Source organism: Solirhodobacter olei (assembly GCF_004010155.1).
Classification (GTDB): domain Bacteria; phylum Pseudomonadota; class Alphaproteobacteria; order Rhodobacterales; family Rhodobacteraceae; genus Solirhodobacter; species Solirhodobacter olei.
Genome location: NZ_RRYH01000008.1, coordinates 1 through 24,275, shown reverse-complemented (window position 1 = coordinate 24,275; position 24,275 = coordinate 1). Strand labels below are relative to the sequence as shown.

General features: G+C 61.9%; 20 protein-coding genes. 16 read left to right on the top strand and 4 right to left on the bottom strand.

Going from position 1 to position 24,275, the window contains the following annotated elements; all coding sequences use genetic code 11:
* Positions 1-8: 8 nt before the first annotated feature.
* The 6 genes from EIP85_RS07160 to EIP85_RS07135 all read left to right on the top strand — a co-directional run bounded on the left by EIP85_RS07160 (position 9) and on the right by EIP85_RS07135 (position 6,125).
* A complete protein-coding gene (locus EIP85_RS07160; protein ID WP_127901491.1) occupies positions 9-2,927 on the top strand; it encodes a helicase-related protein in 2,919 nt (972 codons plus the stop codon).
* 1 nt (position 2,928) lies between these two features.
* Complete coding sequence (locus tag EIP85_RS07155) at positions 2,929-3,243, top strand: RNA-binding S4 domain-containing protein (protein ID WP_127901490.1); 315 nt, start codon at positions 2,929-2,931, stop codon at positions 3,241-3,243.
* A gap of 93 nt (positions 3,244-3,336) precedes the next feature.
* Complete coding sequence (gene fdxA / locus EIP85_RS07150; protein ID WP_127901489.1) at positions 3,337-3,675, top strand: ferredoxin FdxA; 339 nt, start codon at positions 3,337-3,339, stop codon at positions 3,673-3,675.
* Positions 3,676-3,991: 316 nt separating this feature from the next.
* A complete protein-coding gene (locus EIP85_RS07145) occupies positions 3,992-4,501 on the top strand; it encodes a CarD family transcriptional regulator (RefSeq protein ID WP_127901488.1) in 510 nt (169 codons plus the stop codon).
* A 224-nt stretch (positions 4,502-4,725) separates the two neighbouring features.
* A complete protein-coding gene (locus EIP85_RS07140; protein ID WP_127901487.1) occupies positions 4,726-5,502 on the top strand; it encodes a gamma-glutamyl-gamma-aminobutyrate hydrolase family protein in 777 nt (258 codons plus the stop codon).
* Between the two features lie 80 nt (positions 5,503-5,582).
* Positions 5,583-6,125: a flavodoxin domain-containing protein gene (locus EIP85_RS07135; RefSeq protein ID WP_127901486.1), complete on the top strand. Its 543-nt coding sequence runs from the start codon at positions 5,583-5,585 to the stop codon at positions 6,123-6,125.
* A gap of 33 nt (positions 6,126-6,158) precedes the next feature.
* On the opposite strand, the gene kynU is transcribed toward EIP85_RS07135, so the two are convergent.
* The 3 genes from kynU to EIP85_RS07115 all read right to left on the bottom strand — a co-directional run bounded on the left by kynU (position 6,159) and on the right by EIP85_RS07115 (position 10,910).
* Entirely contained in the window at positions 6,159-7,352 is a 1,194-nt protein-coding gene (kynU, locus tag EIP85_RS07130; protein ID WP_127901485.1) for a kynureninase, read from the bottom strand.
* 703 nt (positions 7,353-8,055) lie between these two features.
* Positions 8,056-9,960, bottom strand: coding sequence for an ArnT family glycosyltransferase (locus EIP85_RS07120; RefSeq protein WP_127901484.1), 1,905 nt, complete (start codon positions 9,958-9,960; stop codon positions 8,056-8,058).
* On the bottom strand, positions 9,957-10,910 hold the full coding sequence (locus EIP85_RS07115; RefSeq protein WP_127901483.1) for a glycosyltransferase family 2 protein: 954 nt from the start codon (positions 10,908-10,910) through the stop codon (positions 9,957-9,959). The genes EIP85_RS07120 and EIP85_RS07115 overlap by 4 nt, the downstream gene beginning before the upstream one ends.
* A 570-nt stretch (positions 10,911-11,480) precedes the next feature.
* Between EIP85_RS07115 and EIP85_RS23435 the strand changes: the two genes are divergently transcribed.
* From EIP85_RS23435 to EIP85_RS07100, 3 genes are all read left to right on the top strand, one after another.
* Positions 11,481-11,930, top strand: a complete 450-nt coding sequence (locus EIP85_RS23435; RefSeq protein WP_422067207.1) for an amidohydrolase family protein — start codon at positions 11,481-11,483, stop codon at positions 11,928-11,930.
* Between the two features lie 129 nt (positions 11,931-12,059).
* On the top strand, positions 12,060-12,905 hold the full coding sequence (locus EIP85_RS07105; protein ID WP_127901482.1) for a carbohydrate ABC transporter permease: 846 nt from the start codon (positions 12,060-12,062) through the stop codon (positions 12,903-12,905).
* Between the two features lie 135 nt (positions 12,906-13,040).
* Complete coding sequence (locus EIP85_RS07100) at positions 13,041-14,108, top strand: ABC transporter ATP-binding protein (RefSeq protein WP_127901628.1); 1,068 nt, start codon at positions 13,041-13,043, stop codon at positions 14,106-14,108.
* A gap of 74 nt (positions 14,109-14,182) precedes the next feature.
* On the opposite strand, the gene EIP85_RS07095 is transcribed toward EIP85_RS07100, so the two are convergent.
* Positions 14,183-15,379: an ROK family transcriptional regulator gene (locus EIP85_RS07095; RefSeq protein ID WP_127901481.1), complete on the bottom strand. Its 1,197-nt coding sequence runs from the start codon at positions 15,377-15,379 to the stop codon at positions 14,183-14,185.
* 106 nt (positions 15,380-15,485) lie between these two features.
* On the opposite strand from EIP85_RS07095, the gene EIP85_RS07090 reads away from it, so the two are divergent.
* The 7 genes from EIP85_RS07090 to EIP85_RS07060 form a co-directional block, all read left to right on the top strand.
* Positions 15,486-16,751 carry an ABC transporter substrate-binding protein gene (locus tag EIP85_RS07090; protein WP_127901480.1) on the top strand — a complete coding sequence of 422 codons (1,266 nt, stop codon included), beginning with the start codon at positions 15,486-15,488 and terminating at the stop codon, positions 16,749-16,751.
* Between the two features lie 71 nt (positions 16,752-16,822).
* Entirely contained in the window at positions 16,823-17,704 is an 882-nt protein-coding gene (locus EIP85_RS07085; protein WP_127901479.1) for a carbohydrate ABC transporter permease, read from the top strand.
* Positions 17,705-18,556 carry a carbohydrate ABC transporter permease gene (locus EIP85_RS07080; RefSeq protein WP_127901478.1) on the top strand — a complete coding sequence of 284 codons (852 nt, stop codon included), beginning with the start codon at positions 17,705-17,707 and terminating at the stop codon, positions 18,554-18,556.
* A 22-nt stretch (positions 18,557-18,578) separates the two neighbouring features.
* On the top strand, positions 18,579-19,700 hold the full coding sequence (locus EIP85_RS07075) for an ABC transporter ATP-binding protein (protein WP_127901477.1): 1,122 nt from the start codon (positions 18,579-18,581) through the stop codon (positions 19,698-19,700).
* Positions 19,701-19,723: 23 nt separating this feature from the next.
* Positions 19,724-21,865: a beta-galactosidase gene (locus EIP85_RS07070; RefSeq protein ID WP_127901476.1), complete on the top strand. Its 2,142-nt coding sequence runs from the start codon at positions 19,724-19,726 to the stop codon at positions 21,863-21,865.
* A gap of 133 nt (positions 21,866-21,998) precedes the next feature.
* Positions 21,999-22,970 (top strand): AraD1 family protein, encoded by a 972-nt coding sequence (gene araD1, locus EIP85_RS07065; protein WP_127901475.1) that lies wholly within the window; start codon positions 21,999-22,001, stop codon positions 22,968-22,970.
* A gap of 28 nt (positions 22,971-22,998) precedes the next feature.
* Positions 22,999-24,275 (top strand): dihydroxy-acid dehydratase (locus EIP85_RS07060; RefSeq protein ID WP_127901474.1); only part of this gene is annotated, 1,277 nt, incomplete at its 3' end.

Below are 24,275 nucleotides of genomic sequence, written 5' to 3'. Positions count from 1 at the left end.
GGCGGATCATGCTGCAGCAGGCGCGGGTCACCGCGGTCCTCGGGCCCACGAACACGGGCAAGACCCATGACGCGATCACTCGGATGCTGGCGCATCGGACCGGCGTGATCGGTCTGCCGCTCCGGCTTCTGGCGCGCGAGGTCTATGACCGCATCGTCGCCGCGCGCGGCCCTTCCGTCGTGGCGCTGGTAACGGGCGAGGAGCGGATCGTCCCGGAGCGCACCCAGTACTGGGTCTGCACCACCGAGGCGATGCCGATCGACATTGGCGCGGATTTCCTGGCCGTGGACGAGATCCAGCTTTGCGCGGATGCCGACCGCGGTCATGTCTTCACCAGCCGCCTTCTGAACGCGCGCGGGCTGAAGGAGACGATGTTCCTCGGCTCCGACGCCATGCGCCCCGCGATCGCGGCGATGGTGCCGGGCGTCACCTTCGCGAGCAAGGAACGGTTCTCGGACCTCTCCTATACCGGCTCCAAGAAGCTTTCCCGAATGCCGCCGCGCTCGGCCATCGTCGGATTCTCGGTGGAGAACGTCTATGCCATCGCAGAGCTGATCCGCCGCCAGAAGGGCGGCTGCGCGGTGGTGATGGGCGCGCTCTCCCCCCGCACGCGGAATGCGCAGGTCGCGCTCTACCAGAACGGGGACGTGGATTACCTCGTGGCCACCGACGCCATCGGGATGGGGCTGAACCTCGACATCCACCATGTCGCCTTCTCGGCGCTTTCCAAGTTCGATGGCCACCGGGTGCGTGGGCTCTTCCCGCAGGAGCTGGCCCAGATCGCGGGCCGCGCCGGGCGGCACCTGCGCGACGGCACCTTCGGCGTCACCGGCGAGGCGCGACCCTTGGGTGACGAGGTCATCTCGGCCATCGAGGCGCATCGCTTCGATCCAGTGAAGAAGCTGCACTGGCGCAACGAGGATCTCGACTTCGGATCTCCCGACCGGCTGATCGCCTCGCTGGAGCGCTACACTTCGGAGCCCTGGCTGACCCGGGTTCGGGACGGGGACGACCTGGTGGCGCTGAAGGCGCTCAGCGCGATGCCGGAGGTGGCCGACCGGATCCGCGATGCACGCGACCTGCGGCTTCTCTGGGATGTCTGCTGCATCCCGGATTTTCGCGGCGCATCGGAGACCGAGCACGCGACACTTCTGGCACGGATCTTCGGCTTCCTGCACCAGGGCGGGCAGGTGCCGGACGACTGGTTGGCGAAGGCTATTGCCCGGATCGACCGGACCGATGGCGATATCGACGCGATTTCGCGGCGCTTGGCATATATCCGCACATGGACCTATGTCGCCCAGCGGCGCGGCTGGGTTTGTGATGAAAGTCATTGGCGCGCCGAGACTCGCGCGGTAGAAGACCGCCTGTCGGATGCGCTTCACGCAGTTCTGACCAAAAGATTCGTCGATCGGCGTACGTCCGTGTTGATGCGCCGGTTGAAGCAGAAGGAGACCCTCGTGGCCGAGGTGAACGACAAGGGTGAGGTGAGCGTCGAGGGTGAGTTCACCGGCCGCCTGGAAGGGTTCCGGTTCCACCAGGACGCTTCCGCGAGCCCGGAAGAGGCGCGCACGCTGCGCCAGGCGGCCGTCCAGGCGCTGCAGCCGGAATTCTCGCTGCGCGCGGACCGTTTCTACAACGCCCCTGATACCGAGTTCGACTATACCGAACAGGGCGGGCTCATGTGGGGCAACACTGCCGTCGGCAAGCTGGTGAAGGGCGCCGAGCCGATGAAGCCGCGGGTCGAGGCCTTCGTCGACGAGGAAGCCGGCCCCGATGTTGCCGAGAAGGTGCGCCGCAGGCTGCAGCATTTCGTCGACCGCAAGGTATCGACCCTGTTCGAGCCGCTGCTCGCGATGAGCCGGGACGAGGCGCTGACCGGCCTTGCCCGCGGGTTCGCCTTCCGCATGGTCGAGGCGCTCGGCATCCTGCCGCGCGAGGGCGTGGCCGAGGAGGTCAAGACGCTCGACCAGGAGGCGCGGGCGGCGCTGAGGAAGCACGGGCTGCGTTTCGGCCAGTTCACCATCTTCCTTCCGGCGCTGCTGAAGCCCGCGCCGACGCGGCTCAGGCTCGTCCTGTGGTCGCTGGCCGAGGGGCTTGACGATTTTCCCGCCAGCCCGCCGCCGGGTCTGGTGACGATCCCCAACCTGCCCGAGGTGCCGCGCGAGCATTACATCCTTTCGGGCTACCGCCCGGCCGGGGCGCGCGCGATCCGCATCGACATGCTGGAGCGTCTGGCGGACCTGCTGCGCGCCAAGGACAGCCGCGGCGGATTCGAAGCGACGCCGGACATGCTGTCGATCACCGGCATGACGCTCGACCAGTTCGCCGACCTGATGAGCGGGCTGGGCTACAAGGCCGAGAAGGGCGAGCGCCCGAAGGCTCGGCCCGAAGCGGAGGTGCAGGCCGAGGCCGCGCCGGTCGACGCCGCGCCGGAGGCCGCCGGGACCGAAGTGGCCGCGGCCCCGGAAGCTGCGGACACCGCCCCGAACGCGGAGCAAGCCGAATCGGCGGCCGTGCCCGAAGCGGAACCGGTCCCCGAGGCCGAGCCGGCGACAGAGGCTGAACCTGCTGCAGAGGCCGAAGCGGTGGCAGAGTCGGAGCCGGTGGAGATCGAGACCTTCTACACCTTCACCTGGGCCCCGCGCCGGAGCAACGAGCGGCGCGGCCCGCGCCGCGGCGCGCAGGGCGGAGAGGGTGACAACGCCGGGCGCGGCCCGCGCAAGGCGCGCAACGGCGGCGAGGGTCAGCAGGACCGGCCGCGCGGCAAGAAGGGCGGCGGTGACAAGGGCGATCGGGGCGCGAAGGGCAAGCCGCGCCGCGACGACCGGCCGAAGCAGTTCGAATCCCGCCCGCCCCGGCGCGAGGCGACGATCGACCCGGACAATCCCTTCGCCGTCCTGGCGGCGCTGAAGGACCGCAGCTGAATTGCACGACGCCCCGGCCCCGCGCGAGACCATCCGGCTCGACAAGTGGCTGTGGCAGGCGCGGTTCTTCAAGACCCGGGGCATCGCGGCGCGGGCGGTGCAGGATGGCGCCGTGCGGTTGAATTCCGTGCGGGTGGTCAAGCCCGCGCATGTGGTGACGCCGGGCGATACGCTGACCTTCGTGCAGGGCGGACGCGTGCGCGTGGTCCGGCTTCTGGCCACCGGCCTCAGGCGCGGTCCTGCGCCCGAGGCCCAGGCGCTTTACGAGGATCTTGCGCCGGAGGGCGGGGCTGGGGAAGGGGGCGCGGGCGACTAGCTCGCTGCGCCGCGGCAGGTTTCGCCGCCGTCCCGCTTGAATGATACGGGCCACTGGTCTAGTTCCATCCGCGAAAAGGTAAGGGACGCCCGCATGACCTATGTCGTGATCGATAATTGCATCGCTTGCAAATACACCGACTGCGTCGAAGTGTGCCCGGTGGATTGCTTCTACGAGGGCGATAACATGCTGGTTATCCACCCCGACGAATGCATCGACTGCGGGGTTTGCGAGCCGGAATGCCCGGCCGACGCGATCCGCCCGGATACTGAGCCCGACATGGAGAAATGGGTCGAGCTCAACCGCAAGTACGCCGATCTCTGGCCGGTGATCGTCACCAAGAAGGATCCGCTGCCGGAGGCGACGGAGCGAGACGGAGAGCCCGACAAGCTTTCCAAGTATTTCTCCGAGGCGCCGGGCGAGGGCGGCTGAGAATCGGTTTCCGCGAGGTCAACCCTGATCGGGCAGGCCGGGGTACAAACTATGCGGCGGGAAGGCTCACATTCCCGTGAAAATGTGGCTGTCGGGTGGGCAGTCCGACGAGTCATGCGGCGGCGCCACTTTGATTCGACGTTATTTTGTGCTATATAACCGTCATAAAGAACTTGAAGCCTGCCCATCATCCGGAGCGCGGCGCTCTCGCGCGACGGATTTATCAGCGCCAAATGAGGTTTCTCCACCGGGAAAGCTGCATCCCGGGGTGATTTTTTTGTCGCTGGTGACCGGGGTCTCTGCGAGGAAGCGCCGAATGACCAAGACCAAGAAAGCCGAATTCCGCCCCAATGACTTCGTGGTCTATCCCGCGCATGGCGTGGGACGGATCATGTCGATCGAGGAGCAGGAGATCGCCGGGCTGCGCCTGGAACTCTTTGTGATCTCCTTCGAGAAGGACAAGATGACACTGCGCGTTCCGACGCACAAGGCGACCGAAGTGGGGATGCGGTCGCTCTCGTCGCCCGATGTGGTGACCAAGGCCCTCGACACGCTCAAGGGCAAGGCCCGCGTGAAGCGTGCGATGTGGTCGCGCCGGGCGCAGGAATACGAACAGAAGATCAACTCCGGTGACCTGCTGTCGATCGCCGAGGTGGTGCGCGACCTGCACCGCTCGGACGATCAGCGCGAGCAGTCCTATTCCGAGCGTCAGCTGTACGAAGCGGCGCTGGAGCGGCTGACCCGCGAAGTGGCGGCAGTTTCCGGCGTCGACGAGATGAAAGCGCAGAAGACGGTGGATTCCGCGCTGACCTCGCGCGCGGCGTAAGACCGTCGCGAAGGATGAATCGGGCCGCGCGGGGCAACCCGCGCGGTCCTTTCTTTGGCCGAACACGTGCCCAAGGGATGCGCACCCCGTGCGGGCGCGCGCCATTCCATGCACAAGTTTGCGACAGGGCCCACCTGCACAGCGCCTGCGCGCGGCTGCCCCCTCGACCGCACATCGCTTGCGGCCTATCTTCGGGGTAACACGTTGAAATCGGGGAAACTGGAATGGCGCGGCCTGTCGTCGGCATCATTGGCAACCCGACCGTCCTGAACGAGACCTACAGGGTCCACGCCGGCGGCCGGATGAACACCGAGGCGGTGGCCGAGGTTTCGGATTGCGTGCCGCTGATCATCCCGGCCGATCCGAGCTTCGTCTCGATCGAGGATCTGATGGAGGCCTGCGACGGGTTCCTGCTGACCGGCGGCCGCCCCAACGTCCACCCCGAGGAATACGGCGAGGAGGCAACCGAGGCCCATGGCGCCTTCGACCGCTGCCGCGATGCCATCACCCTGCCGCTGATCCGCGCCTGCGTCGAGCGGGGGCAGCCTTTCCTGGGCGTCTGCCGCGGCTTCCAGGAGGTGAACGTCGCGATGGGCGGTACGCTCTATCCCGAGATCCGCGAACTTCCGGGCCGGATGAACCATCGCATGCCGCCCGATGGTACGCTGGAAGAGAAATTCGCCCTGCGCCACCGCGTCAGCTTCACGGCCGGGGGTCCCTTCGCGCGGCTCTTCGGGGCGGAAAGCGTGATGACCAACACGCTCCACGGTCAGGGCATCAAGCGCGCCGGCGGGCGGATCGTGGTCGACGGGCTGGCCGAGGACGGCACGCCCGAGGCGATATATGTCCGCGACGCGCCGGGCTTCACGCTTTCGGTGCAATGGCACCCGGAATACCGCGCGGGGGAGGATCCCGTCTCCCGCCCGCTGTTCCAGGCTTTCGGGGACGCCGTGCGCGCCTGGGCGGCCGGCGCGGCGGAACCACACCGGAAGACCGCCTGACCACGCTTTGCGAGAGCGCAAGGCGGGCGCGGCGAAACGGACCGATCCTGATGGCGACGCAAGCCACCATGGAGGGATCCGTGAAACTTCTCATCGCCTATGCCAGCACTGAGGGCCAGACCCGCAAGATCGCCCGTTTCTGTGCCGACCGGCTGGCAGATGCCGGCCATTTCGTGGAGCTGATGCGCGTCGAGGATGCCGAAGGCCTGGCGCTGTCCCGTTTCGACGCAGCGATCCTCGCGGGGTCCGTCCATATCGGGAAGTACCAGGAGGCGCTGGTGGACTTCGCCCGCGCCTCGGCCAAGGAACTCGCGGCCATGCCTACGCTTTTCCTGTCGGTCTCGCTCGCCGCGGCGGGGACGGATGCGGAGGACTGGAAGGGGCTGGAAGACTGCGTGGCCGCCTTTCGCGCCGCCACCGGCTGGGCCCCGGGGCGGGTCGCCCATGTGGCCGGGGCGTTCCGTTTCACCCAATACGATTTCTTCCGCGCCTGGGCGATGCGCTGGATCGCCGCCCAGAAGGGGCAGGAGGTGCATCACCACGAGGATCGGGAATACACCGACTGGCCGGTCCTGGCGCGGCTGGTGGACGAGTGGGCGGGGCAGGCGGTCGAGGCCGGATAGCGGGCGGAGGAGAGCAGGGTGAGGCGAGGCCCCTCAGGTCACCCGCGCCTTCACCTTGTATTCCGGCCTGTCCCAGAGCGCCTTGCCCATGATCTCTGCCAGGATCTCGACCGCGCCATTGACCTCCTCGAGGCCGATGTAGAGCGGCGTGAAGCCGAAGCGCAGCGTATCGGGCGCGCGGAAGTCGCCGATCACGCCGCGGGCGATCAGCGCCTGCATGATCGCGTAGCCCTCCGGGTGGCGGAAGCTGACCTGGCTGCCGCGCCCCTCGGGATCGCGGGGCGAGGCCAGCGTCAGGCTGGGGCAGGTGGCCTCGACCCTGGCTATGAAATGCTCGGTCAGCTCGATGGAGCGGGCGCGGACCTCTTCCATCGTCGTCAGGTCCCAGACATCCATCGCCGCATCGAGCGCAGCGAGCTGCAGGATCGGCGGCGTGCCGACGCGCATCCGCTCGATCCCCCGGCCGGGCCGGTAGTCGAGGTCGAAGGCGAAGGGCGACTCATGCCCGAGCCAGCCGGAAAGGGCCGGGCGGGCGGCTTCGGCATGGCGCGGGGCGACATAGATGAAGGCCGGGCCGCCGGGGCCGGAGTTGAGGTATTTGTAAGTGCAGCCGACGGCGAAATCGGCCCCGCAATCGGCAAGGTGGACAGGCAGGGCGCCCGCTGAATGCGCGAGGTCCCAGACCGTCAGCGCGCCGGCCGCATGGGCCTTGGCGGTCAGCTTCTTCATGTCGTGCTTGCGGCCGGTGCGGTAGTCGACCTCGGTGATCAGCGTCACGGCCACGCTCTCGTCGATCGCGGCCTCCACGTCCTCAGGCGTGACGGTGCGCAACTCGTAGCCGCGGCCGAGGCTGCGAACGAGCCCGTCGGCGATATAGAGGTCGGAGGGGAAATTGCCGGTGTCCGAGAGGATCACCCGGCGGTCGGGGTTCATCTCAAGCGCAGAGGCGAGCGCCTGGTAGACCTTTATCGAAAGCGTGTCGCCCATCACCACGCTGCCGGGTTCCGCCCCGATCAGCCGGGCGATCCGGTCGCCGACCTTCCGCGGCATCTCCATCCAGCCGGCGCGGTTCCAGCCGGTGATCAGCATCTCGCCCCATTCGTCGGTTGCGGTGGCGGCCAGCCGGGCGGGCACGGACTTCGGCAGCGGGCCGAGGGAGTTCCCGTCGAGATAGATGACGCCCTCGGGCAGGTGGAAGAGGCTCTTGGTCTTGGCGAAGTCGGTCATGGCAGGTCTCCTTGCCGGGGACCCTGGGCGGAGACGCCGACGGGTGCAAGGGGGATTCGAGGTACGAAAGCGGCCATGTCGCCAACTTACGATCCGCGGAGACGCCCGGATTTTGGGGACACGCGCTGGCAGCCCGTAGGGGAGTCCTTGAAGGGGCGCGAAGGCCAATAGGACAAGAAGTGAGGTTGACCATGGAGGGGATGAGGCCGAGTCCCTGAGGTCAATGGGTTAGGAGACGGGGGGACCACAAGAAAAACGACCTTCTTGAAGGCCCTTTACGAAGGGGGGTGCAAGGGGCCCAGCCCCACGTTGGCGCTTGTCCGTAGCAAAGCATGCGGGCGACGTAGGCGCGGCGTTTGACCTTTTTGTTCAGGGGGGCAATCGGATTCGCGGATTGCAACTTGGCACGGTGCTGCCGCGAAGATGATATGTGGGCCAAAATGCATTTACAGTGGCGACCCCATTGTCGGTGTCAGAACCCCCTTGGGGAGGCCGATCGAGGGGCACGGTTCCGCGCCGGTCGACAGGCAGGGCGCTGCGAGCGCAACGGCGATCGGGCGCCCTGCGGAACGGGTGCCGGGACCGGTCGCGCGACATTCGGTAGCCAGCATCGTTCGAAACTCGGAACCGGGAGTAGCTTCCTGTCCTACCTCGAGGTCCGCAAGAGCACCGAGATAGCGCCGATCTCGGACGCTCGCACCCCTCAGCGACCAGCCGCCAGAACAATTTCGGTCACCGGCAAGGAAGTGGTTTGGTTTTCCGGCGTCGCAGCCCGCAATCCGCTGTGGGAGGCGAGCAGGTCGGCAACGAGCCAACGAGCGACAAAGACCCTGTAGCCGTTTTCGAGCGCGCGGACTACCAGCTTGGCGTTAACCCGGTCCGTAATTTGATCCGGAACTGCAGCCAGATATCCCGGTCTTCCGATCAGGTCCGCGGTGATTTCGGGTGGCGCGAACACAATTGACGGGGTGGGAAGCGCCAGAACTTGCCTTTCAGATCGGGCCGCCATCGCGCGGCGGGACTGCGATAGAGCCAAGTCGAGAACTGGTCCCAGGACGACAGACATCCCCACGGCGATGAGGAAGCCGCGTTGGCCGAGGACCCGAGCAAGTGCCGCGGTGCGCCACGATTGCGGTAGATAGGTCGTCGCCGCCAGAACCGTCATCCCAACAAGGCCATAGCTAGTCAGAATCTGCTCGGCCCCGCCAAGCCCGGATGGCAGGGCGTAGGACCAACTCAATACCAGAGCCGCCCCGATCAGGACCCAACCCCGTATTTCGCGGGCTTTCAGGCTGGTTCCATCCAGTACACCAAACCAGAGCCGTGCTGCCAGCACTGACAACATAGGCAAAACGGGCAAGAAATACCGCATATTGCTGCCAAGCCCGCCATGCCATTCCGTCGGCAAGAAGGGCAGCATCCAAAGGATGGCGGCAGCAAGCAGGATGATATGGGCGCGCCACTCGCATTTGGAGTGCCGCCTAGCGCCGAGGGCAACGAGAATGCCCAACCATGGAAGGCTTTGGCCCAACGCCTTTTTGTAGAGTCCCCAAAAGGATACCGTCCCGTCCGGCGCCCGGACTACGCCGAGCCGTGGGTCATGCACCGGTCGGATATCGAGGACCAGCACATAAAATCCGCGGGCAATCTCCTCTATCCAATGTCGGAAGGAAGGAACAACGAAGAACGTCAAAGCCACCGCGGCGGCAGCGAGTGCGGCCAACGTAAGGTGATGGCGCATGATGGTCTTATGGAAACGGCGCAGAATGATCAGCAGAAGTAAAGCAATGACGAGCGCCGTCCCAAGGCCGATGTATTTCGCAACATTCGTGTCTCCGCCCTGCGTCGGACCATAGGACAGAGGGTTTGGTGAGCCGAACTTGACAATGTTTGCAGCCGAAGCAACTGCCAGGCCGGGCAGCATCCCGGCCAAACCCCAGGCCAACGTCAGCTTCGGCCGCCGGCCGAGCAGAATGACGCTGGCGCCAATCACCGGCAGTATCAATATGCTGTCTAGGCGAAACAGAAAGCCTATTCCCACCGAAAGCCCGGAGGCGAAGGCATCGAGAGCGCCAGCTCGCCCGGTCGCATCGAGAGCCCGGAGCGCAAGCCAAAGTGCCGTCACCGTACAGAAGACAGTCACGCCGTGTGGCCAGATGCCGTAGGCGTATTCCAACGTGTAGGTCCCGAAGAGCAGCAGGATCGGCGCCAGAAGTGAAGTTCCCTCGTCGGAATAGAGCTTCCGCGCCAGCGCCCGAGTGACGAACAGCGTGCCGACAATGCCCGCTGCATTCAGACCGATCAGCCCTCGAATCCCAAAAACCGCATAGAGCGGCGCTCCGGCCAAAGCAGAGCCAACCGGATATTGCGGGACCAGTCCATCCGGACCCGCACTCAACAGCCACAGCCTGAGCGCTTCGGCATGGAACATGTCATAGCCGTTGGCGATGCCCAAATGGCCGGTGGTCGCCAACGTCTTGGCGCCAAGGGCATAGATCACTTCATCGATGCTGAAGGGGCCGGTCGAAACGAACGGCACAGCCGCCAGGATCAGCGCGCCAAGTGCCAGCAGAAGCCGCGTACCATGGCGTTCGGCAAACTCATTCATGCGCCGCGCGCTCGCTCGATCTCTGCGGTTATCTGGCGGGCACGTATTTCGGCCAATAGAACCCTGTTTGCGGCGATTAGATCCGCCAACAAACCGCCGACGAAGACTACTGCTGCGGCGGCAATCAGCCCGCTGCCGATGACCAACGACTGGATCTTTCCTTCGCCATTCCCGGCCAGGTAGAAGAGCGCGAACCGCAGCACCGCCAACAGCCCAGGCAGCGCCAGTACGAAGGCCATTAGGGCAAAAGACTTCAAGGGCTTGTACAGCACAAGAATCCGCAACACCGTGACGGCAGAACGCGTCACATATTGCCGGATCGAACGGATCAACCGGGACTCCCTCGTGGGCGGATTGACCTCGATCGGAACAGAGGTGATGGGGATTCCCTGCCGGCCCGCCTGAATGATCGTCTCAAGGGTATAGGTGTGAGAATTGAAGACGTAGAGCTTCATGGCGGCATCCCGGTGGATTGCGCGGAAGCCACTCGGCGCGTCAATCACATCGGTGCCGCTGGCCAGCCGAACGACCCAACTTCCAAGCTTCTGAAGAATTCGCTTAGGAAGCGAGAAGTGTGCGATGGTCGAAATCGGCCGTGCGCCCACCACGATCTGGACACCATCCTGCAGGATTGGCCGCGTCAGCGCGGGGATTCCTTGGGCGCGGTACTGGTTGTCGCCGTCGGTGTTGACGATGACATCGGCGCCAAGTTTCAGGCAGGCCTCGAGCCCGCGCATGAAAGCGGTCGCCAGCCCCTGATTATGGCCAAGCCGGACGACATGGTCGACGCCAGCCGCCCGGGCGACATCGACCGTTCGATCGGTGGAGCCATCGTCGATGATCAGCCACTCGACCTTGTCGAAACCCTCGACTTCGCGTGGTAGATCAGCGAGCGTCGCGGGAAGCTGTGCTTCTTCATTGTGGCACGGGATCTGAATGATGAGCTTCATCTGTCGAGCACTTCCCCCTATCTGCCTGGCTGGCCGTGGCGCGGTCCGGGTACGGCTATAGAGGTCCAGAAAGAGCGTTCCCAAGTGGCGAAATTCAGACAACTATGCGGATAGTTGGCGATTGTTTCCCAATTGGCACATGTCTCGCGTCGTTCCGGGATGCCTCGGAATTGGGTGAGTACGGTGCCAAGTGCGACGCGGTGTGACTCCCGAGGAAATTGCTCAGATGCGGCGATGGCTTGTGCGGTAAGAAATGTGCGGTCCGCCGTTGCCTAGATTATTGCATCGAAGTGCCTGCTTCCTACCCCAAGCCAAAGAGCAAACCGGGCTCAGTTGGCAGATGGCGGTTTCGCCAAGCTCTCAGTCCTTTCCAACGATTCTACGGCGTTGGACCATAAGAGGGTAAAGCTTAATGCTAACCAGTAGCTTCCGTTTGGAAGTGGCAGCCCGTAGGGGGATCCCAGAAGCGTCCAAAGCCCCAAGGAAACAAAGGTTGAGGTGTCCCACGACCTGACGGATAAGGGGCAATGGAAATCAATAGGTTACAACGGTGGTGTCCCACTGCGGCAAATGCTGGATGCGCGCTCCAAGACGTTGTCAGAAGGATGTCGGTCTCTGTGTGGAGATCAGAGATCAGAATGGAAAGAACAAGAAGAAGGCTGTGAACCTGCAGGCGAGGGAGACCAGATCAGCATGTTTGCACCCTGGATCAGATCGATCCCGGTCCGGGTGCTGATCGACCATTGTGGCCGGCCCTCCCCCGACGCTGGCCTCGCTCAGCCCGGCTTCACCGCGCTTCTCGATCTCGCCCAGACCGAGCGGGTCCGGGTAAAGGTCTCTGGCTACTCGAAGTTTTTCCGTCAGCGCTTTCGGCGGCGAGTAATAATAATCGTAGAAGGTCGCATAAGCGGCTACCGAAGTCATCCGGCTGCGGCTGATAAGGTATCACGCTGCTGGCATGGATCAGGAAGGCGCAATACCGTTCCGTCGAGCCACGAAAGAAAGACCTGCCCATCATGATCTATAAATACGCGATGCAAGACTTCGATGTCGGGCAAGCCTGTGCTCTTGCCTCGATGGCGATGTCGCTCCTCGCCACAGCCTTCATCGTCTACTTCTACGCAATGCGCAAAAGGGGAGAGCACCAAGATGGTTGTCACCCGCAAAGCCCGTATTGTCTCCGCCACGATCACCTATGGGGTTTTGATTGCCTTCGCGATCTTCTGCCTTTTTCCGTTTCTGTGGATGCTCGACACCGCCTTGAAGCCCCAGGTCGAGGTGATGAGTGTGACCCCGACATTCGTGATCAAGGCCCCGACGCTTGCGAACTTCCGCCATGTGCTCTTCGACAGTCAGTTTGCCGTCTATTTCCGCAACAGCATTATCGTGGCGACCGCCTCGACGATCTTGACCGTGATCCTCGGCATCTTCGCCAGTTATGCGCTCAGCCGCTGGACGTATTTGCCGATTACCAAGGTGGTGGGCACTGCACTGGTCCTATCGCAAATGATCCCCGGGGTGCTGCTTCTGGTGCCGCTCTATGTGCTCATGCGCAATCTCGGGCTGCTCAGTACTTACAGCGCGCTGATCATCGTTTATTGCACCTTCATGGTTCCCTTAGTCACTTTCCTGCTGAAGGGCTTCTTCGACGGAGTGCCGCGGGAGCTGGAAGAGGCAGCAACCGTCGACGGATGCTCGCGGCTAAAGTTCATCTTCCGCATTCTTGTTCCATTATCCGCGCCGGGCATATTGGCGACCGCCGTCTTTGCCTTCATCGCAGCCTGGAACGAATTCATGTTCGGTTACGTGCTTATCAATAACGACGCGCGACGGACGCTGACCCCGGGCATCATGATCTTCAAAGGTACCCACCAGACCGACTGGGCATCGCTGTCGGCCGCCTCTGTACTTGCCGTTCTACCTGTAGCGATCGGGTTCGTGTACCTCCAGCGCTACCTTGTAGAGGGCCTCGCCAACGGCGCCGTAAAGGGCTGAATCAAAAGAATAATTGTAATTCCGGCGTGCACTTTTGTCCGCGCCACTGGGAAGCTGTGTGCCGCGCGAAGCCGGCACGGATCGAAAGGACCAGAACTGATGACACAGGTGGATACCTTCGAGACCTTTCACCGGATGGCCGGGTTGAGGCTTACCAATGTCCGGAAGTCTTTTGGCGCGGTTGATGTTCTTCACGACATCAATCTCGAGATCGATGGCGGCGAGTTCGTCGTCTTCGTCGGGCCATCGGGCTGCGGAAAATCCACGCTACTGCGTGTGATCGCGGGGCTTGAGGAGTCGACCAGCGGCAAGATTCAAATTTCTGGCCGCGATGTCACCTTCGCCACCCCGTCTAATCGCGGCGTAGCAATGGTGTTCCAAAGCTATGCCCTCTACCCGCACATGTCCGTGGCTGAGAACATGAGTTTCGGACTGAAGGTCGCAAAACGCCCAAAGGCCGAGATCACGCGCAAGGTCGAGGCCGCCTCGGACGTTCTGAAGCTGAGACCCTATCTGGATCGCCGTCCAGGTCAATTGTCCGGCGGGCAGCGTCAGCGGGTGGCAATCGGACGCGCGATCGTTCGTGACCCGGATGTCTTTCTTTTCGACGAACCGCTCTCGAACCTGGATGCCGAGCTCCGGGTCGATATGCGCATCGAAATTGCGAAGCTTCATCAGGAGCTCGGCAATACGATGATCTATGTGACTCACGACCAGGTAGAGGCAATGACCCTCGCCGACAAGATTGTGGTCCTGCGAGCTGGCCGGATCGAACAGATTGGTGCACCCAGTGATCTCTACAATGATCCAGACAATGTATTTGTAGCCGGCTTCATTGGTTCCCCTCGCATGAATTTCCTGAGCGCGACGACAGGTCAAGCGGGCGAACTTCACATCGGTCCTCATCGCCTGCCAGGCCCGAAACTGCAAAATGCACTTGCCGAGAATACTTTGGTCACACTTGGTGCAAGGCCCGAGCATCTGCGCGAGGCGCGAGACGACGAGCCGGGGGTCCCGTTTACCGTCAGGTTCACGGAATACCTCGGTGGGGTCTCCTACCTCTACGGCGAGATCGGCGCCGGCGCGGCATGCACCGTCGAAGCGCATCGCGGGCGGGTGCCCCAGCAAGGCGAGGTCATAAGGATCACTGCTGATCCGAGCGATTTAAGACTCTTCGACAGCAAAGAACAGAGGCTGAGGTAGGCTATTGGGCACGAGTGGCACCCAGAAAGCTTCATTCAGATAGTTTAGGCATTCGTCACAAACGCAGTGTGCCATCACTCAGAGAATTCGAAGGAGTCGGGAGCTCCTGCCAGGACGGCGCCTTGCACAGCTTCGAAGTCAAATAGCTTCTGGGTTGCAAGCGCCGCGGCGCCGCGGGCCCAGGATCGTTCTTCCCAGTCGACGACGACGTCGCATCTATCCATGTGACCGTGAAGCCGAATGATCTCACGAAGAGGGTCAAGCAGCGCTGGACCGAGCAAAGCAGCCTCACCTCCAACGATCAGAATCGAGGGGTCAAGGAAACGGCAATACATCGCCATTTCATGTCCGACCTTTTCGCCAGCATCTCTGAGAAGGCTAACAGCATCTGGATGATTTTTTGCCGCCGCCAAGGACAGGCTCAGGTGACTGGCATCAGGGCTGATGTTTTCCCATTGGGTTTGCAGACTTGAGAGGGAATAGAACGCCTGTAGGCATCCCCTGCGTCCGCACTCGCAAACCGGGCCGTTCGGGTCGATCTGAAGGTGCCCGATCTTACCCGCCAACCCATGGGCGCCTCTGCGGACCCGACCATCGATAATAGAACCGCACGAGATCCCCTCTCCGATGGCGAGAACACCAACGGTACGGTGGGTCTTGCCGGCCCCGAAGAGTTGCTGATTTAGGGCGAACGCAAGTGTATCGTCATCGATCCAAACAGGCAGATTGATCCGGTCGGCCAAGAGTTGCGCCAGCGGGACGTTGTGCCAGTTGAGCCGAAACGATCGTATGACCTCGCCTGTTTCGATGTTAAACGAACCAGGAAAGCCTACTCCAACTCCGGTAATCTTTGATCCAACGGACTCGGCCAAGGGGGTCAGGCGTGCGAGTGCACGTTCCGCTGCGTCGACAACTCCGGTAGGATCCGAACTGGTGAGAGGCTCGTGGATTGCTTCAATGACTTCCGTTGAGAGGTCCGTCAGAACACACTCGAGATGATCCGATGTAACGCGAATACCGACTGCAAGACGCGACCTGTATCGGATTTCGAGCGGGACAGGGCGCCGGCCCGGTGCACCAATGTTGGCCTCGCCTTCGCAAATCAGGCCCTCATCTATCAAATCGCCGACAACGGCCGTGATCGAGGCGCGGCTTAGTCCAGTCCGCTCGGCAAGATCCGCGCGGCTCAGACCGGCTTCCGTCCGCAGCAAATGCAGAACTGAGCGCCGGTTCATAGCGCGTGCCGTGCCTTGGTAGCCTTTCACGCTCATGTGATCCTCGATTGTTAGTTAGGTAAATTAACCATTGATTTTCTGATCTGCCAAGACGTAGGCTTCACCTGTTCTGGGCGCAAGTCCACGATTCGGGAGGAGTGAGATGCAGTCAAACAAGGCTGGGGTTTCCCGGCGTACTTTCATCAAATACGGCGCCGGCACGGCAGCCCTTGCTGCCACGGGGCTCGGTACTCCAGCCCTGGCTCAAGGGCGCAAGATCAAGATCTTCGCGAACCAGCCCGAGGCCGGCGTGCGCGCGGGACTGAAGGATATCGTAAAGGGCTTTACCGCAGCCAGCGGAACGAAGGTCGAGCTCAGCTTCACCGACCACGAGGCGTACAAGACCGCCATTCGGAACTTCCTGGTTACGGATGCGCCGGACGTATGTTTCTGGTTCTCGGGCAACCGGATGAAGGCCTTTGTCAAGCATGGCCTTTTCACGGACCTTACCGCTTTCGTTGACAAGGAGGGTTACCGCGACGTTCTCGGTGGGGTCATCTCAGCGGTCACTTACCAGGGCAAGGTCTGGGGTCTTCCGCTGAACGGGACGCTCTGGGGTAACTTCTACCTTTCAAACGTTTTCAAGGAGAAGGGGCTTACCCCACCCACGACTTGGGACGAGACGTTCGCCTTCAACGACAAGGTAAAGGGCATGGGACTTGTTCCCATGACCATCGGGACCAAGGAGCTTTGGCCCGCAGCCGGTATGTTCGACCAGTTCAGCCTTCGGACGATCGGCCTTGAGAAGCACATGGCGCTTATGGACGGGAAGATCAAATACACTGATCCGGTCCTGAAGCCGATCTTCGATCATTGGGAGGAACTGATTAAGGCCGGATTCTTCCTCAAAGATGCGACATCTTACGGGTGGCAGGATGCGGCAGCACTGCTTGGTCAGCACAAGGCTGCGATGATGAACCTTGGCGCTTTCGTGAACAGCGCCTTGCCGGCGGCTGACAAAGACTATCTCACCTATGCGCCCTTCCCGAAGATTGCGGATATCCCGCGCTACGAGGACTTCTCTACTGACTCAATCCATGTTCCGTCCAAGGCCAAGAATCCGGATGGGGGTAAGGAGTTCCTTGCCTACTTCTATGAACCTAAGAACCTCATGAAGTTCATTGGACCTGCCGGTGCTGTTCCGCCGCGGAATGACATACCCAAAGGCAACAACCCTCTGATCAACCAGGCGATGGACAGCCTTCGTTCGGTCAAGGGTACGGCGCAGTATTATGATCGCGACACCGACCCGGCGATGGCTCAAGCGGGCCTCAAAGGGTTCCAAGAGTTCATGGCGTTCCCGGATCGGCGGGAAGCCATCCTCAAGCGTCTTGAGGTAACGCGGCAGCGTGTGTTCGGCAATATCTGAGCACATCGTCTGATGGCAGGGCGACGCGTCTCTCCCCGCGCGTCGCCCGATTTCTGATACCTTGGTTTCCCATGACAGACTTCTGGCGACGAAATCGCAGCTGGCTCTGGCCGGTCATCTTCATCTTGCCCGCCGCAGTGCTGTTCGGTGTGGTAATCGTCTGGTCCTCGGTCCAGACCCTGTGGATATCGCTCCACAGCTGGGATGGAATGGGACCGATGAAATGGGTGGGGCTGGGCAACTATGTCGAGTTGTTCCAGGATCCACAGTTCTACGTCTCTTTGACGAACAATGTCATCTGGCTGGTCTTGTTCATGCTGGCGCCTCCGATTGGGCTCGGGATCGCGCTTCTCGTAAACCAGAAGATCGCCGGAATGCGCTTTGCAAAATCCCTGTTCTTCACGCCGCTTGTGCTCGCCTCAGTGGCTGTCGGCGTGGTGTTTACATGGGTGTATACGCCGCAATTCGGGCTGCTCTCTTTGGTTTACGGCGCCTTCGGTGCCGCTGCTCCGGCGGTGCTCTCGGACCCGAATGCTGTTACCTTTGCGGTCGTCGGGGCCGCTCTTTGGCCACAGATCGCGTTCTGTATGATCCTTTATCTCGCCGGGCTGAACAGTCTGAGTGAAGACTTGATCGGAGCCGGTCGGGTCGATGGCGCTCGGGGATGGCGGATGCTGGTTCACGTGATCCTTCCACAATTGAAGGAAGTTACGTTTATCGCGATTGCGATCACCGCAATTGGTGCTCTCCGGTCCTTCGACCTTGTTTCGGTTATGACCCAAGGGGGCCCATTCGGATCCTCGTCGGTGCTGGCCTATGACATGTATCGAGAGTCGATCTTCTCTTACCGGTTCGGCTATGGCGCCGCGATCGCAGCGGTTTTGTTTATCATCATGCTGTTTTTCATCGTCTGGTACATCAGCCGCCTCATCAAAGCAGAAAGGGAGGCGTAGATGTATCCGCGTCCTATACAGGAAGATGCCCGAGGCCGCCGGTTTGCGTATATGGCCATTGTATGGGGCATACTGATTATCTGGCTCGCCCCCATGTTCGCCATCATGCTGACGTCAGTGCGCACGGCGAGCGACATTGCCGCCGGCAACTTCTGGGGAGTTCCCACAAGCATCGGGTTGATCGCCAACTACACGGACGTGTTTACCCAGACTCCGATGGCCGGTTTCTACCTCAACAGTATCCTGATGACGGTGCCATCGGTCATCATGGTGCTGATCTTGTCAACGCTCGCCGGTTTCGTCCTGTCTCGTTATCGGTTCAGGGGCAACATGCTGGTCTTCGCGATCTTCATTGGCGGGAACTTTCTGCCGGCGCAGATCATGATGATTCCAGTTCGCAATCTCATGGTTGCTCTCGGGGTGTATGACAGCATCTTCGCGCTGATCATCTTCCACACGGCATTCCAAACCGGATTTGCCACTCTGTTCATGCGCAATTTTATTGCGGCACTCCCATCGGAATTGTTCGAGGCCGCTCGTGCAGAGGGTGCATCGCCGACGCAGGTCCTCCGGCATGTCGTGTTGCCGCTCGTTCGCCCAGCTCTCGCGGCGCTGGCAATCCTGATTTTCACATTCGTCTGGAACGACTATTTCTGGGCCGTCGTGCTGACGGTATCAGACACCGCAAAACCGGTAACCGCAGGCCTGGCCCAGTTGAGGGGCCAATACTACTCCGCCTGGAACATTCTCTCCGCGGCAACGATTGTCGTGGCGATCCCTCCGGTCGCTCTCTTTTACTTCATGCAACGCCATTTCGTCGCGGGCCTGACAATGGGCGCGGTGAAGGGCTGACGCTATATGAACGGAATTCCCTATGCCCAGCCTTGAACTTCAGCAGATCCACAAAACCTATGGCGGTTATGACGCTCTGAAGGGCATCAACCTCAGTGTCGAGAAGGGTGAGTTCATTGTCATGGTCGGTCCGTCCGGCTGTGGCAAGTCCACGCTCCTGAAGACGATAGCGGGTCTTGAGCCGATCCACTCAGGTCGCATTTCGATCGATGGTCGTGACGTCACGAACTTGGAACCCGGAGACCGAAACATCGCGATGGTGTTCCAGTCTTACGCTCTCTACCCGCACATGACCGTGGCAGAGAACATGGGCTTCGGCCTCAAGATGCTCCGACGCCCAAAGGCGGAGATCGACGCAGCGGTTCGCAGAGCGGCTCAGATCCTTAGGCTTGAGGATCAACTCGGGAAGCTGCCCAGGCAACTTTCGGGCGGGCAAAGGCAGCGGGTTGCGATTGGTCGAGCTATCACCCGGTCACCCGCGGTATTTCTCTTCGACGAACCTCTTTCCAACCTCGATGCTGCTCTCAGGACGCAAATGCGGGTCGAGCTTTCGACACTTCACACGCGGCTTGGGGCAACGATGGTCTATGTCACCCACGATCAGACCGAAGCGATGACGATGTCTGATCGTATCGTCGTGCTCAATCAGGGCGCGATCGAGCAAGTTGGCACGCCCCAGGAACTTTACGTCAACCCTTGCAACCTCTTCGTCGCGGGCTTCCTCGGCGCCCCCCGTATGAACTTCTTCAAAGGGACGGCAAGCAAGGTAACAAACAATGAGGCTGCAGTGGATTTACCGGGCGCAGGGACGATCACTGGCCGGCTCGCGCCCGACGCTTCCGTCAAGCCCGGTGACATCCTGACAGTAGGCGTTCGCCCCGAAGCGATCAGTATCGGTGGGGAAGGCAGCGAGGTCCGTGCGCGGGTCAGGCTTGTCGAATACCTTGGCAAGGAGACGATCCTTTATGCAGATGCCAATCCCTTGGTTTGCACCGGGTCCGACACTGGCACCACCGATGTGACCGTCCATCTGTCCGAGGTCCGACGCCTTGCTGGCGGCGATGAGGTCCAACTGCGGTTTGACGCCAAGGATGTCTACCTGTTCGGCGGTTCGGGCGACCGCACCCTTTCCGCGAGAAAATAATCAAGATGACCGGAGTTTCCTCCATGCATTTCAAGCGTTCCCAGCGGCCTATCTCGGTCTGGCGCCCCATCGAAACCGACACGTTTCTCCTCGGTGCGCCGCATTATCCTGAGCATGTCGACGAGTCATATCTCGAGCGCGACGCCGAGCGCATGGCCGCAGCGGGTTTCAACGTGACCCGGATGGCGGAATTTGCCTGGCACATCATGGAGCCGCGTGAAGGCCAATACGACTTTTCGCTTTTCGATCGAGCGATCGAGGTTCTTGGAAAACATGGCATCTCGACGATGCTCTGCACGCCGACGGCGACGCCGCCTCGGTGGTTAACCTATCACTATCCTGAGGTCCTGCGGGTCGACGTGAACGGTCGTCCGGCCAGCCATGGATCGCGTCAACACGCCGACACTTGCAGCCCTGTCTACCGGATGCATAGCCGCCGCATTACCCGTGCCATGGCGGAGCACTTTGCCAGCAATCCCAATGTTGTCGGCTGGCAGACGGACAATGAACTGAACACTTCAACTTCGCTCAGTTATTCTGAGGCGACGCGTCGCGAATTCCAGATTTTCCTTGAGCAGAAATACGGACAGATCGAAGCGCTGAACCATGCCTGGGGAGGCGATTTCTGGGCTGGAGCCTACCAGAACTTCGATCAGGTTGTGTTGCCCTTCGATATGGCGCCTGTTTCCAACAGCCCGGGGCATGTTCTCGACTACCACCGGTTCCTTGCTTGGGCGACGGCCCGGTTCCAGAGCGATCAGATCGAGATACTGCGCGCCGTGAACCCTGACTGGTTCATTTTCCACAACATCGGAAAGATGGTGGACATCGACTTCCGTGGCCCTTTCACGCGCGAGCTCGATTTCATGGGGTACGATTTTTACCCCCTCCTACACGACGAGATGCAGCGTCTGGGCGGCCCCGGACTCCTGCAGGCTCAGCAGCTCGATACGGCTCGAGGGCATTCTGGCAACTTTATCGTACCGGAGCAGATGTCGGGCATGGGGTCGCAGCCGCCCTTTTCGACCCTGACCCCGGAGCCGGGTGAAATGCGGCGAATGGCCTTTTCGTCGGTGTCCAGGGGCGCCGACGGCTTAATGTTCTTCCGTTGGCGGCCAGCCCATTTCGGAGCCGAAATTTACTGGATGGGTCTCCTCGATCACGATGATCACCCTCGTCGTCGTTACGAGGAGGCGATGCAGTTTGCCACCGAGATCAAGTCGATCAAGCAAGATTTGCTCGGATCCCATGTTCGTATGGATGTTGGCATCGCCGGAGGCGACTTCGACAATCAGGAGGTACACCCGACCTATCCGATGGGGCTGCCGAGCCCGCACGAGGATGCGCTGGTCCTATATGCGCATTGCTACCGAAAGGGCATCGCTGCCGGGTTCATCCATCCCGAGGACGATCTGACGCCGATAAAGGTTTTCTACGTTCCTCACTGGCTGATCTGGAAAGATGAATGGACGGGCAGGGTTGAAGAGTGGGTTCGGTCCGGCGGGACTCTGGTCCTGTCCGCCCGGACCGGTTCGCGCAATGCCGACAACCATGTCATTCGGGACCCGGCCCCGGGCAAGTCGCTCTCCGACCTTGCCGGCGTCACGGTTGAAGAGTTTGGGCGCCTTGCGCCCATCAACGGTGACGGTCTGTTTCCCCACACTCGTGACTACGGGCTCAATGGTCGGAAGAGCCCGGCACCTACGGAGTCAAGTACCCGAAAATACACGCTCTTGTTCGGGAATACCGAGTACACCGCGGCCAATATGTACGAGCGTTTGAGGCTTCTGGACGGCGCCGAAGCGGTCGGCACATGGTCGAACCGCTTTCTTGAAAGTGAACCAGCGATCAGCGTCAGATCAATTGGCAAGGGGCGGGTTTTCTACATCGGCACCTATCTGACCGACCAATTGGCCGAAGCTTTTGAGGCGCAGATCCTTCGTCCCGCCGGCGTGACACCCTTGATCCAAGATCTGCCGGAGGGGGTCGAGGTGTCGGTGCGAGAGAACGAAACTAACCGCCTTTTGTTCGTCCTTAATACTTCCGCAGAGGAGCGGATAATTCGGTCGATACCGGACGGCAAAGTGCTGGTGAGTGACCTTAGAGGGGAGGGATCGACTGTCCTGCCGGGCTACGGCTGTCACGTCGTTGCCCTGCAAGCTTAGGGCAGCAAAAAGGGATGACCCAATGCTCGGTATCCGGAATCGCCATGACCTTTCTGGCGACGGTCAATGGCCCCGTACCGCATCTGGGGCGGTGATCTTCGACGTCTACGCCAAGCAGAAACGGGGCTAAGAGATGCATCTTTCACAACTGGTCGGCGGCGGAGTGATCTGCCGCCAGGGCGAGGCTGCGCGCCTGCTGCCCGGACCCACCACCATCTTCGAGCTGGCAGAGGAGGCGGTGCGCCGTGCAATGCCGCTCGCTGAGATCCTGCCCGAGGGCGGCGAGAAAATGGACCTCGCAGCGCTCGCGGCCTCGAACCGGCTCGACGTGCCGCTGCGTCATCCGGAACCCGCGCGGATGTATCTGACCGGCACCGGGCTCACCCATACCGGCTCTGCCTCGGCGCGCGACGCGATGCATGCGGCACAGGCGGCCGAGGCCTCGGACTCTCTCAAGATGTTCCGGATCGGACTTGAGCGTGGCCGGCCGGTCCCGGGGCAGGCAGGTGCGCAGCCAGAGTGGTTCTACAAGGGCCCGGGGACCGAGGCCGTGGCCCCCGGTGCGACCCTCGCCTCGCCCGCCTTCGCGCTCGACGGCGGAGAGGAGCCGGAGATCGCCGGGCATTACCTGATCGCGCCGAACGGTCAGCCTTGGCGGATCGGCTTCTCGCTCGCCAACGAGTTCTCCGACCATGTGACCGAGCGGATCAACTACCTCTACCTCGCGCATTCGAAGCTCCGTCCGGCCGCCTTCGGGCCGGAGCTGTTGGTGGGCGACCTGCCAAGGCACATTGAGGGCCGCTCCCGCGTGCTGCGCGGGGGAGAGGTAATCTTCGACGCGCCATTCCTGTCCGGCGAGGATCACATGTCCCATTCCATCGCCAATCTCGAACACCACCACTTCAAGTACGCGCCCTTCCGGCGGCCCGGCGACCTGCACATCCACATGTTCGGTACGGCGACGCTCTCCTTCTCGCAAGGTTTCACTGCACAAGAGGGGGACGTCTTCGAAATCTCGGCGCCGCCCTTTGGGCTTCCACTGCGCAACCCGCTGACGGTGCTGCCGGGCGATCCCGAACGTGCGGTGCAGATCCGCGCGCTCTGATCCGAACGAAAACAGGGAGACCGAAGAGATGACCACGAAGACCTTCACCCCGGCGCCCTTGCCCCGCCGACTGCGGTCGCAGGAATGGTATTCCGGCACCTCGCGCGACGCGATCTATCATCGTGGCTGGCTGAAGAACCAGGGCCACCCGCATGACCTGTTCGACGGCCGCCCGGTGATCGGCATCCTCAACACTTGGGCGGACCTCACACCTTGTAACGGTCACCTGCGCGAGCTGGCCGAAAAGGTGAAGGCAGGCGTCTGGGAGGCCGGCGGCTTCCCCGTTGAGGTGCCTGCCTTCTCGGCCTCGGAAAACACCTTCCGACCCACCGCGATGATGTTTCGGAACCTCGCCGCCATGGCGGTGGAGGAGGCGATGCGAGGCCAGCCGATGGATGGCGCGGTTCTTCTCGTCGGCTGCGACAAGACCACACCATCGCTAATGATGGCCGCGGCGTCGACCGATCTGCCCTCGATCGTTGTCTCCGGCGGCCCGATGCTGAACGGCTGGTTCAGGGGTGAACGCGTCGGCTCCGGTACCGCTCTCTGGCAGATGTCGGAGGCGATCAAGGCCGGCGAGATGTCAGAGGCAGATTTTCTCGAGGCGGAGCAGGCGATGTCGCGGTCCTCGGGGACCTGCAACACGATGGGTACGGCCTCCACGATGGCCTCAATGGCGGAGGCGCTGGGGATGGCGCTTTCAGGCAACGCGGCGATCCCGGCCGTCGATGCGCGCCGCCGTACCATGGCGCAGATGAGCGGGCGGCGGATCGTCCAGATGGTGAAGGACGACCTCAAGCCCTCCGACATCCTGACGCGCGAGGCCTTCGAAAACGCCATCCGCTGCAACGGCGCGATCGGCGGCTCCACCAATGCGGTGATCCACCTCCTCGCGCTCGCCGGCCGCGTCGGTATCGATGTGACGCTCGACGACTGGGACAGGCTTGGCCGCGACGTTGCGACGATCGTGAACCTCATGCCCTCCGGCAAATATTTGATGGAGGAGTTCTTCTACGCCGGCGGCCTGCCTGTCGTCCTGAAGCGGCTCGGTGAAGGCGGGCAGCTTCACAAGGACGCGCTCACGGTTTCCGGCAGACCGATCTGGGAAGAGGTCAAGGACGTCACCAACTACAACGAAGATGTTATTCGTCCACTTGAGAAGGCCCTGACCCCACAAGGCGGGATCGCGGTCCTGAAGGGCAATCTCGCGCCGAAGGGCGCGGTCCTGAAACCCTCCGCCGCCTCACCGCATCTGATGCAGCATCGCGGCCGCGCCGTGGTCTTCGAGGACATCGACGACTACAA